General features: G+C 40.8%; 5 protein-coding genes (1 of these 5 only partly in view). All 5 read left to right on the plus strand.

Annotated features, from left to right (window positions below):
* The first annotated feature begins 334 nt into the window (after window positions 1-334).
* Window positions 335-3,583 carry a helicase-related protein gene (locus SPIGRAPES_RS14255; RefSeq protein ID WP_014271455.1) on the plus strand — a complete coding sequence of 1,083 codons (3,249 nt, stop codon included), beginning with the start codon at window positions 335-337 and terminating at the stop codon, window positions 3,581-3,583.
* Window positions 3,580-4,224 (plus strand): DUF4391 domain-containing protein, encoded by a 645-nt coding sequence (locus tag SPIGRAPES_RS14260; RefSeq protein WP_215904755.1) that lies wholly within the window; start codon window positions 3,580-3,582, stop codon window positions 4,222-4,224. The genes SPIGRAPES_RS14255 and SPIGRAPES_RS14260 overlap by 4 nt, the downstream gene beginning before the upstream one ends.
* Window positions 4,224-6,122, plus strand: coding sequence for a site-specific DNA-methyltransferase (locus SPIGRAPES_RS14265; RefSeq protein ID WP_014271457.1), 1,899 nt, complete (start codon window positions 4,224-4,226; stop codon window positions 6,120-6,122). Before SPIGRAPES_RS14260 ends, SPIGRAPES_RS14265 begins: the two co-directional genes overlap by 1 nt.
* Window positions 6,123-6,273: 151 nt before the next feature.
* Window positions 6,274-9,162, plus strand: a complete 2,889-nt coding sequence (locus tag SPIGRAPES_RS14270) for a type III restriction-modification system endonuclease (protein ID WP_215904756.1) — start codon at window positions 6,274-6,276, stop codon at window positions 9,160-9,162.
* Window positions 9,163-9,195: 33 nt separating this feature from the next.
* Window positions 9,196-10,001, plus strand: partial view of a GIY-YIG nuclease family protein gene (locus SPIGRAPES_RS14275; RefSeq protein WP_014271459.1) — the 5' portion only. The gene runs 82 nt beyond the window's last position; 806 of the gene's 888 nt are visible here — the first part of the coding sequence; the start codon lies at window positions 9,196-9,198; the stop codon falls past the right edge of the window.

The raw sequence follows: 10,001 nt of genomic DNA on the forward strand, positions 1-10,001 counted from the left end.
GAAGTTTGTGTGTTTGATAATGAATTTGCGCAAAGTCATCAATTCTTTGCTTAATGAAATTAATAATTGCCCTCAGCAGGCATCGGGACTATACTTACAAATCAAGCACGACCGTTATCAATAAATACGAATGAATGAATAATTTAGGCCAATGATGGGAGCAACTTTGTATGAAATCGGGTATCGACATTTGTCCTCTGCAATTCGGGATGCAGCAACGAGATTATAGAGATCAGAGTGGGACATCTATGATGAAAAAGTATGGGGCTTCTTTATCTAAAAGAAGGCGATACTTAAATCGAATAATCAACGATAATATGCCAAGGTCGATATCATGATTCAAACCTTCAACAATCGGACTGAAAAAGTCGGAGATGATCTAAAGAAGAATATCGCTAAAGAAAGTAAATTTCAGATTGCTGCAGGTATCTTTTCAATTTATGGCTATGAAGCGCTTAAGACTGAATTGAGGAAGATCGATTCTTTGAAGTTCATCTTCACTGATCCAACATTCATAGAGCTTGATAAGAAGAACAGGGAACAGAAACAGTTTTACATCAATTCCAGCTATCGACAAAAATCGATTAGCGGGACAGAATTTGAGATAAACCTCAAGAATGAACTCAAAGGGAAAGCGATTGCCAGAGAGTGCAAGAAATGGATTGAACAGAAAGTAACGTTCAAGACAAATGCGGGAAGCAAATACATCCAGCCTCATACTACTCTGATCAATAAAGAGAATAGTTTTGTATATATGGGAATCAACGAGTTCAGTAGTGCCGGTTTTGGATATGAGAAGGATAATTCGATTCTGAACCAGATCATCAAGACTGACGATTACGAAACGACCAAACAGTATATCCAGAATTTCCATGAGATATGGAATGATGAGAAGATCTTGCGGGATGTTACCGAGGAGGTTACTGACTACATTGCTAATCTATACAAGGAAAATTCGCCACAATTCATCTATTATCTGATCCTGTACCATATCTTCAACGAGTTTTTGGTAGATATCTCTGAGGATGAGCTGGCCAACGAACGAACCGGTTTCAAGGAATCCGTCACCTGGAACAAGCTCTATGACTTTCAACGGGATGCTGTTCTTGGGATCATCAATAAGCTGGAGCGGCATAACGGATGCATCCTTGCCGATAGTGTCGGGCTTGGAAAAACCTTTTCCGCTTTGGGGGTAATTAAGTATTACCAGGAAAGGAATCGTTCAATCCTGGTCCTCTGTCCAAAAAAACTGGGTGACAACTGGCTGACCTTCCTGAACAACTATGAGGACAACCCGCTGATCAAGGACAGGCTCAATTATGATGTGCTGTACCACACGGATTTATCTAGGGACAAGGGAGAGTCGAACGGTATAGATTTGTCAAGGGTGAACTGGGGGAACTATGATCTTGTAGTCATCGATGAATCCCATAACTTCAGGAACAATGATCCGCATAAGGATCATGTGACACGCTATCAGAAATTGTTGAACGATGTGATGCGCAAGGGAGTCAAAACAAAAGTCCTCATGCTTTCCGCAACTCCAGTCAACAATAGATTCACCGATCTCAAGAACCAGCTTGCACTCGCTTGGGAAGGGGAGACCGGTATCGCCGACGAACGATTGGGCACGGAGAAATCAGTCGAGGTCATCCTCTCAAATGCTCAGAAGATTTTCAACGATTGGTCGAAGTTGCCGATCGAAAAGCGCACCAGCCAGGAGCTTCTCGCAAACCTCAACAGCAACTTTGATTTCTTCAAGTTACTCGATAGTGTGACCATCGCCAGAAGCAGGAAGCATATCGAGAAGTATTATGATGTGAACAAGATTGGCCGATTTCCCAACCGACTGAAACCCATCACCCATCATGCGGATATCACAGACCTTGAAAATTTCATCGAGATATCGGAACTGTATCGGGAACTCTCTCGGTTGAGCTTGGCTATCTATTCTCCGACCGAATATATATTCGAAAGCAAAATGCAGTTTTACAGTGAACTGTATGATACGAATATCAGTGAGAAATCCAGTTTCAAGCAATCCCACCGGGAGAAGAGCTTGCAGACCCTGATGCGGGTCAATCTGCTCAAACGCCTGGAAAGTTCTGTGGACTCTTTCAGGATAACGCTGAATAAATTCATCCAAGCGAACGAGACAACCATAAAACAGATTATAAATTTTGAGGCGAATGGTGGTGACAGATATACAGAGGCAATACATCTGAATGATATTGATCTGGATGCTGATAGTGATGATTGGCAGAACGATGAGTCGTGTGTTGGCGGGAAAGTAAGGGTCAGACTTGCTGATATGAATACAAGCGGCTGGAAGCAGGACCTTGAAGCTGATGTACGTGTAGCAAAAGCAATACTCCGTGAAATGATGAGGGTGGGCCCGGAGCACGATACTAAACTGAATGACTTGAAAGATCTCATCGGAAACAAATTTGTAAATCCTATCAATCCAGGAAACAAGAAAGTGCTGATTTTCAGCGCATTCGCCGATACTGTTAACTACCTGTACAATAATATCTCTGGATACTGCAAAAATACCTATGGGCTTGAATGCGCGAAGATAACTGGATCGGATGACAATAAATGTACCTTGAAAATAGATACCAGTTTCAACAACTTGCTGATCAATTTTTCGCCTCGGTCTAAGGAACGCAGAAATATAGAAGCTCCCCAAATCGATGTCTTGATAGCTACAGACTGTATCTCGGAAGGGCAGAACCTTCAGGATTGCGACACCCTGATCAATTATGACATCCACTGGAATCCTGTGCGTATCATCCAGCGTTTTGGGCGGATCGATCGTATCGGTTCCATCAACCAAGACATCCAGCTGATCAATTTTTGGCCACAGCTCTCATTGGATGACTACATTAATCTCAAGAGCAGGGTTGAAAACAAAATGTTCATGGTGGATGCCACTGCTACCGGTGAAGATAATGTGCTTACGAACAAGTCATCAGATTTACTGTTCCGTAAAAAGCAACTTGAGAAACTCCAGGAAGAAGTTGTTGATATTGAGGATATGGGTTCAGGCCTATCCATAACGGATCTGGGATTGAATGACTTCCGTATGGATTTGGTGAATTACGTCAAAGAAAACGGATCGATGGATTCTGTGGCAACCGGCATGCATACCGTGTGCGAAAAAGATGTGGAGCGTGGCATTGAGGAAGGTGTCATCTATGTTTTAAGAAATATCAACAACGGGGTCAATATTGATAACTCCAACCAACTGCATCCGTTTTACCTGGTCTATCTGAAAACCGATGGGTCCATTCTTTCCTCCCATCTTGATGTGAAGAACACTCTTGATATCCTTCGAGCCTTATGCAAGGACAGAGATGAACCGATCAAAGAAGTCTATGAGCCCTTCAATGACGAGACTGATGACGGCAAGAATATGCAACGGTATTCAAGCCTCCTGAACAAAGCCATTGAAGCAATTCTCAACGTGAAGGACGAGAGCGAAGTAGATAGTCTATTCTCTGGTGGAGGAACGACCGCTCTTGTGAATAGTATCAAGGGGTTGGAAGATTTTGAGTTACTCGCATTTGTGGTGGTTCGATGATGAAGGATGATTTTAAGCTTCCCAAGGAAACACTAGTAAACAAGTTTGTTGCTAAATCTCGATTTTATGAGAGGTCAAAACTGAGCTCAAAACTTCAGAAAGAATTTGTAGATAAGGTTCAGAGGATTACCTGGAAGTACAAGCTCGCGGAAAATACCCTCGGGATTGCGAAGACAGAAGCTGTAACTGAGATACAAATTTTTGAGATTGAATTGAAGGAGCAAAAAGTTCCAAAGAATGTTGTGAAGATCATTGATAAAAGTATTCCCTATCAAATCCTATACCGGTTTGTGTATGAGGAAAATGTCACATATGGTATCTCGCTGAAAAATGGGGATAATATTGGCAACTACTACTTCTCAGATTGGAATACAAATCTGGTATTTGATTTCACAGGAATTGACCTTGAACTGGTTTATCAGAAACTGGTAAAAGCTTTTCTTCGAGATGAAGCCAAGGATAAAGATGATTTTGATGATATAGTTAGTACAGATCAGAAGATCAGAACCCTGGAAACAGAGATTGTCTCTTTGGAGAGCAGCATCCAAAAGGAAAAGCAATTTAACCGGAAGGTTGAGCTTCATAAGATCTTGCTGAAGAAAAAAACGCTGCTAACAGATATTACTGGAGGATCAGAATAATGGATAAGATGAAGATGAGCACGCCTGATTTGACTGATGTGAACATAGGAAAAATTGGGGCGCTATTCCCTAACGTGATAACTGAAACAAAAGATGAAAACGGAGATATCAAAAAAGCGGTTGATTTTGATTTATTGAGGCAGGTCTTGTCAAATTGTATCGTGGAAGACGAGAACGAACGCTACCGTCTGGACTGGCCGGGTAAAAAAGCTTCCCTCTTTAAAGCAAATACTCCAATTACCAAGACGCTCAGACCATGCAGAGAAGAAAGTGTCAACTTTGATACCACTGAGAACTTGTATATTGAGGGTGATAATTTTGAAGTTCTTAAAATATTGCAGGAAAGTTATTTAGGTAAAATCAAAATGATCTACATTGATCCTCCCTACAATACAGGAAATGATTTTATTTATAGAGACAACTTCTCAAAGAATAAGGATGAGTATGAAGAAGAATTAGGGCTTGCAGATGAAGAAGGCGGGAGACTATTTAGGAATACCGACACCAACGGAAGGTACCATTCGGATTGGCTGAGCATGATGTACGAGCGGCTGCTTGTTGCAAGGGATCTGCTTAAAGATGATGGTGTGATTTTTATTAGTATTGATGATAATGAAGTTGGAAATTTAAGAAAACTAGGAGATGAAGTATTTGGAGAGATGAATTTTCTTGCAAATATAATATGGCAAAAAAAATATACCCGATCGAATGATGCAACTTGGTTTTCAGATAATCATGATCATATTTTATGTTTCGCGAAGAATAAAGAAAAAACAAAACTTAACATGCTTCCTCGAAATGAAACACAAAAAAATGCATATACAAATCCTGATAACCATCCAAAAGGACTTTGGAAGGCTACTCCTTTGCATGCTAAAAGTGGTACAAATACGTCTTCTTATACTTTCAGTAATGGAATAACATGGCAACCCCCAAGAGGTACCTATAGACGTTATAATGACATTGCAATGGAGAAAATGGAAGCAGGAAATGAAATTTGGTTTGGAAATGATGGCTTGCAAACGCCCTCACGTAAAAGCTTTCTTTGTGATGTAAAAGATGGGGTTACTCCTGTTACTATATGGCCTTATGATGAGGTTGGTCATAACCATGAGGCCAATAATGAGTTAAAAGCAATTAATCTTGGAGGACTTTTTAATAACCCAAAACCAACAAGGCTAATTAAAAGAACTATGATATTAGCATCAAATCCAAATGATATTGTACTTGATTTTTTTTCTGGCTCATCTACTACTGCAGACGCAGTGTTACAGCTCAATGCCGAAGATGGGGGTAATCGAAAATTTATTATGGTACAACTACCCGAGATTTGTGATGAGGAAAGCGAGGCTTTCAAAGCTGGATATAGAACTATTGCTGAAATCGGTAAAGAACGGATACGGCGTGCTGGGAAAAAGATAGTAGAAGAACTGAAAAACAAGAGCCAGCAGCTGGAGTTAGGAGAAGACCCAGGATATCTGAAGAGGCTCGATATTGGGTTTCGGGTGTACAAAACCGACACATCCAATTTGAAAGATGTTTTTTATCTTCCTTCCGAGCTTGATCAGGAGATGCTTTCTTCTTTTGAGAGCAACATAAAAGAAAATCGCACTCCGGAAGATCTTCTCACCCAAGTGATACTTGATCTTGGGCTCGAGCTGACTCTGCCAATCGAAATCAATCAAATCTTAGGTAATACTGTGTTTTTCGTTCAAGCCAATGCCTTGGTAGCTTGCTTTGATGAAAATGTAGATTTTAATATTGTGGATCACATAGCAGATCACAAACCATTGAGGGTAGTGTTTAGAGATGCTAGCTTTGTAGACGATAAAGATCGCATCAATGTTGAAGAGCGATTCAAACGGCTCTCTCCGGAAACTAAGGTCACGGTGATCTAATATGAAGCTGAAATTCAAACAACAACCCTATCAAGCTGATGCCACCATGGCGGTAGTCCGCTGTTTTGAAGGACAGGGAAAAGGTATCAGAAAGGAAATAGTTGGACGAGATGTCCTCGACAATGGGCTATTTGGCGCCGAACTCACCAGGGTGGAAGAAATTTTCTCTAATAAAAAATTGGAAATCACCGATGCTGATATCTTGAGGAATGTACAAGTTATACAGAAAGAGCAGGGTTTGAAAACCAGCAACAGACTGGATGGTCTCAACTTCACGATTGAGATGGAAACAGGAACCGGCAAGACATATGTCTATACCAAGACCATGTTTGAACTCAATAAACAGTACGGTTGGAATAAATTCATCATCATGGTCCCCTCTGTGGCAATACGGGAAGGGGTACATAAGTCATTGGAAATCACGACTGATCACTTTCAGGAGATATACGGAAAAAAAATTCGCTTCTCCATCTACAATACGAAAAACAAGTCAAACCTGATCAATATCAAGACTTTTGCTAATACGTCAAATATTGAAGTGATCATCATGAATTACCAAGCCTTCGCTACCACCAGCCAAGAATCCAGAAAAATATATCAAAAGTTGGATACACTTCAGAGTGAACGGCCGATCGATATCATCAAGCGGGCAAGGCCAATACTCATCATTGATGAACCGCAGCGGTTCGGGGATAAAGCAGAAAAGATATTCACTGCAAGGGAATTCAATCAGCTTTTTACCCTTCGTTACTCTGCTACCCATAAAAGAGACTTTAATAAGATCTATCGGCTGGATGCCATCGATGCGTATAATCAAAAATTGGTTAAGAAGATCAGTGTCAAGGGAATTGAAGTTGTCGGTAATAGTGGCACCAACAGTTACTTGTTCTTGGATAGAATCCAAATCAGTACAAGCAAATACCCTGTCGCATATGTTGAATTGGAAGTAAAACAAGCCAATGGAATACAGAAGAAAATTCGACAAATCAAAGAAAGAGACGATCTGTATGTCTATTCAAATGAGCTTAAGCAGTATAAGGGTTTTGTTGTCAAAGAAATCAACGGACGTACGAATACAGTGTCCTTCACCAATGGAATTACTTTGTCTGTAGGACAAACTACTGGTGATGTGGATGAGGAGCATGTCCGGCGTATTCAGATACGTGAGACAATCAGATCACATATTGAAAAAGAACGTCTGATGTATCAGAAGGGGATAAAAGTTTTGTCCCTGTTCTTTATCGATGAAGTGGCAAAATATCGTGACTACAGTAGTCCTGATGAGAAAGGTCTATACGCGAAAGTGTTCGAAGAAGAATATAGGCAAGCCGTCAGCCAATTGAACCTCTTCGAACCGGAATACAACGAATATCTCAGCAGCCATTCCGTTGAGGAGATACACAAGGGTTATTTTTCCATAGATAAGAAAGGGCACTTCATCGATTCGAAGGAAAAGCGCGGTGAACTAGGTAGTGATGATGAGAGTGCTTACGATCTGATCATGAAGAACAAGGAGAAGCTTCTTGATCTGAAAGAACCTACTCGTTTTATATTTTCACACTCGGCCCTTCGTGAAGGTTGGGACAATCCCAATGTTTTTCAGATATGTACACTCAAACACAGCCAGTCCGAGATCAGTAAGAGGCAGGAAATTGGGCGTGGACTTCGCATTTGTGTAAACTCACAGGGCGAAAGAATGGACGCATCGGTTTTGGATAGTGAATTCTTCGATATTAATAAACTTACCGTTGTTGCCAGTGAATCATATGACTCCTTTGCCAAAGCCTTGCAGAGTGAAATTGTAGCATCACTTTCTGAACGACCGGTCGTTATTACATCTGAAGTATTGAAACACCGGGTTCTGCATAACGAGAAAGGAGAGATATTCGTTTTTGATGATATGGCTTCCATGGACCTAATTATAGATATGAAAAATAAAGGCTATCTGGATGAAAACTACCATATCACAGAAGCCCTGATACAGGACATCGAAAAGAAGACGTACTCTGTTCCTAGTAAATTTAAAGGATTTGAAAGTAGCGTGGCCGAGTTTATGACAGAAGTTTATACGACTGCAAATTTCAAGGCAGCTGAGAATGAAAATGAAAACAATATACATGAGGCAGTTCTTAAACCCAACGACAACTTTGCAAAAGAAGAATTCCAGGAGTTGTGGAAAAGGATAAAGGTCAAAACGGTTTATGAGGTAGATTTTGAGAGTCAGGAGTTAGTTGATAAATGCATTCGAGCGATCGAAAGCAATCTGAGTGTCAAAAAGATTTTGATAAATATTACCTCAGGCGAACAGGACGACAAGATTGATGAAGCATCACTGAAATCTGGACAAAGCATGCATAAGGAAAAGAGCATCACTGAAAGAGCTGAATCTTTATTGGGGGATGTGAAATACGATCTCGTGGCCGAAATTGCCAAAGAGACAAATCTCACACGCAAGACGATTGTAAAGATCCTGCAAGGATTGCAGCCTGGAACTTTTCATAACTTTAAAGTGAATCCGGAAAGTTTCATTCAGGGTGTTTCAAACCTGATCAATAATGAAAAAGCCGCCACTTTGATAAACAACATCGTCTATTCAAAAATAGACAAGACCTATGATGACAGTATTTTCACGATCAATAATTTCAATGGCTCGTTGGCTAAAAATATCCTCGAAGTGAAAAAGCATATTTACAACTACGTCAAAACCGATTCAAAGGTTGAGCGACAGTTTGCGACTGATCTTGAATGCGAGGAAGTGCTTGTCTATGCTAAACTGCCAAGTGGCCCAAATGGCTTTAAAATACCTACCCCTCTCGGAAACTACAATCCAGACTGGGCTATCGTTTTCAATACAGATAAATTCAAGTATGTGTATTTCATAGCGGAAACCAAAGGAAGCATGGAAACGTTGCAACTCAAGGAAATTGAGCAGAAGAAAATCAGCTATGCAAAAAAACACTTCGAAGCATTGGGGCATGCGGATATAAAATATGACGTGATCGATTCATATCAAGCGCTAAGAGATAAAATCATGAATTAGTATCATGGACCTATGAAGAGTAAGGGGCAAGCAATGGCTAGAGGAAAGAATATAAACCTTTACATCAAGGATGGCATATCTAAATGCACCATCAAGAACTGGAGCGGTGTGGTCTATATCGTTCCTCGTATACTTGTCGAAGTCGGCAAGCAGATTGACAATTTGAACAGAAGTGGGGTTTATCTTCTTCTTGGTACTACCGAGAAAGACGAAGAAGCAGTTTATATCGGTCAAGCCGATATCCGGAAAAACGAAAGAGGGGTCCTATATAGGATACTTGAACCCCATAAAAGCATAGATTATTGGACTGAGTGTGTCGTTATTACTGCCGACAACAACTCCCTCGGTGCCACCGAACTCAACTATCTGGAATACCGTCTCCATGAAATTGCTCTGGATGCTGATCGATGTAAGGTCACAAATGGAGGGTCTCCACATAAGGGGAGCCTTCCAGAAGAGAAAGAAGATGAAATGGAAGATTTCATTGACTATATTCGGCTGGTGGTGAGGGCTCTTGGTCGTAAGGTTTTTGAACCGGTAGTTAGCAGGATCCCCGAAAGTTTTATCGGAGATCATCTTTTTCATTCCAAGGGGAAGAAGGCATCAGCTTTAGCAAAGCTCACAGACGATGGAATAGTAGTTCTAAAAGGTAGTCGGCTTGCAGAGGAATTGACCCAAAGTGCTCCGAAGCAAGTGATTAGATTACGGGCAAAGTTTTCTGATTCTATCGATAGTACGTTTGTTCTGACGAAGGACATTAGATTCACCAGTCCTTCTGCAGCCGCAGGTTTTGTTGGAGGAGCTAGCCTCAATGGGAATGATTACTGGGTAACTGACTA

Origin of the sequence: Sphaerochaeta pleomorpha str. Grapes (assembly GCF_000236685.1) — a bacterium.
In the GTDB taxonomy this organism is placed as follows: Bacteria; Spirochaetota; Spirochaetia; order Sphaerochaetales; family Sphaerochaetaceae; genus Sphaerochaeta; species Sphaerochaeta pleomorpha.

What these genes read in the sequence shown, in the direction of transcription:
- SPIGRAPES_RS14260 (WP_215904755.1), top strand. Translation starts at nt 3,580, where the DNA reads ATGATGAAGGATGATTTTAAGCTTCCCAAGGAAACACTAGTAAACAAG.
- SPIGRAPES_RS14265 (WP_014271457.1), top strand. Translation starts at nt 4,224, where the DNA reads ATGGATAAGATGAAGATGAGCACGCCTGATTTGACTGATGTGAACATA.
- SPIGRAPES_RS14255 (WP_014271455.1), top strand. Translation starts at nt 335, where the DNA reads ATGATTCAAACCTTCAACAATCGGACTGAAAAAGTCGGAGATGATCTA.